Origin of the sequence: Spiroplasma sp. hy2 (genome assembly GCF_044714365.1) — a bacterium.
Lineage (GTDB): Bacteria > Bacillota_I > Bacilli_A > Mycoplasmatales > Mycoplasmataceae > Spiroplasma > Spiroplasma phoeniceum.
On the sequence record NZ_RXFZ02000188.1, the window covers coordinates 1 to 1,793 of the forward strand.

Consider the following 1,793-nt stretch of genomic DNA (forward strand, 5'->3'; position numbering starts at 1 on the left):
ATATTATAAAAAATGAGATAACTTAAATGATAATAATCCAAATAACGATAATGTTAGACCTTATACATTAGAATTTATTGATATTTCTATTATTAATGAAATTACCCAATCAGAAGTAATTGATAGAAGATTAAATAATGGAACTATTACTCATATTGATGCAATTCATAAACAAGATAAGGTGACAAATAAAAAAGCACGAATGATGTTTGAAGAAATTAAAACAGAACAAAAAGAACAACTACAACAAGAAATGAGTTATATTGATGATGAAGAAAATCAAACAAGAGAAGAAGATATTAAAGGAGATATACAATAATGCAAGTACCGAATATTAATAGTATTTTTAAAAACTTAAATGAAATAATAATGGATAATAGTGTTCGTTCTGATTTAACTAAATTAGATATTGATATTAAAAGTAATTATTTCTTTTTTCCATTTATTATTAAAACTGGCTTAGTAAATATTACTGATAAAGGTTTTCAACCTAATAATGGAGTACCACAAAACTTTACTCAAATGTCGCAAATATTTACTGGTAAAGAGGGAATTATAGCACAATGAAAAAATGCAATTAAAATTAGATCTAGACATATCCCTGATATTTGAAATTATGATTTTTTCCAAAAAGAAAAAGAATGATTTACTTATTCTATTGATGATTTTAAAAAAGTTTAACAGATAAAATTAGTTATTTATATATTACTAGTACCGAAAAAACTTATTTGTGAGATGCAACAAAACAAGTTTTTATTAATAAAGAAGAACCTGAGAATAATTATCCAGTTAATGATATTTGAGAAAAAATTAATAACGAAAATGGTTTTAATGTTTATGTTATTAATTTACAAAAAATTAATAAAGCATTAGATAATTTTGCTATTAAAAGAAAATTTAAAGGTGATGGTTATAAGTGTCATATTGTTAATATTAATGATACTGTTGAGTTTTCTAAATTAGGTGGTGAAGAATATTTTGGAGAATATAACGCTTGATATCTTGATCGTACAATTACAATTGAAACTACTTATAATTTTCAAAGAGAAGATTTTTTAAGATTTTATTTAGTTCCTTTACAATCTGATAAAGAAGATGTTGATGATAATTTATTAATGTTTATTTCAAATGCTCAACCAAAATATAATGATTTAAATGAATTAGTATATTGAGTTATTACTTTTAGTTATGTTAAAGATTATATTAATACTACTGGGCAAACTATTCAGCAATTCGTACAATTTTCAGCAGCAGGTGAAGGTTATGTTATACCTAAAATAATATGAGATGATTTAGGTATTCCCAAAGATTATGAAATTAATGAAAAATTTACTGGTGATAATGGAATTAAAAGTATTCAATTAACATTATTAGGTAATAATGGCTTTACTGCACCAGTTATTTTTGGTCGACCTATTGAAAATTTAGGCAAATGAAATGAAAAAGTATATCCACAACGAAGATTATTTATTGATGATTTAAAAATGCCAGTTGCCGATAGTTTAACAAAATCTTCAAAGCCTTTAACTACTTATTTATTAACTAATGGGATACCTGCTGTAAATGGACAATATGATAATTGATTAAAAAGAAAACAAGGTCAATCTAACCAAGAGATTAAAAAGAATTATGAGGGATACTTAAATACTGATAGAAAATTAACACAAGCAACTAACCCAAACAATTTAACAGTTAAAGATGTTGCTTTAAATTATAAAGGTAATAAGGTTATTAAAGATTTTGATGTACGAGCAAATGGTTATTTTAAATATAATGTTGATATTGGACATAAT

At 23.9% G+C, this 1,793-nt stretch carries 3 protein-coding genes; all 3 read left to right on the plus strand.

What is annotated here, in order from left to right; genetic code table 4:
• Positions 1 to 319, plus strand: a 319-nt coding sequence (locus tag EHV01_RS05220; protein ID WP_422066532.1) for a hypothetical protein, incomplete at its 5' end; no start/stop codon positions are given.
• The gene (locus EHV01_RS05225; RefSeq protein WP_422065968.1) at positions 319 to 681 is read left to right on the plus strand and encodes a hypothetical protein; all 363 of its coding nucleotides are present in this window, start codon (positions 319 to 321) and stop codon (positions 679 to 681) included. The genes EHV01_RS05220 and EHV01_RS05225, both read left to right, overlap by 1 nt.
• Before the next feature lie 47 nt (positions 682 to 728).
• A partial coding sequence (locus EHV01_RS05230; RefSeq protein ID WP_422066533.1) for a hypothetical protein occupies positions 729 to 1,793 on the plus strand: 1,065 nt, incomplete at its 3' end.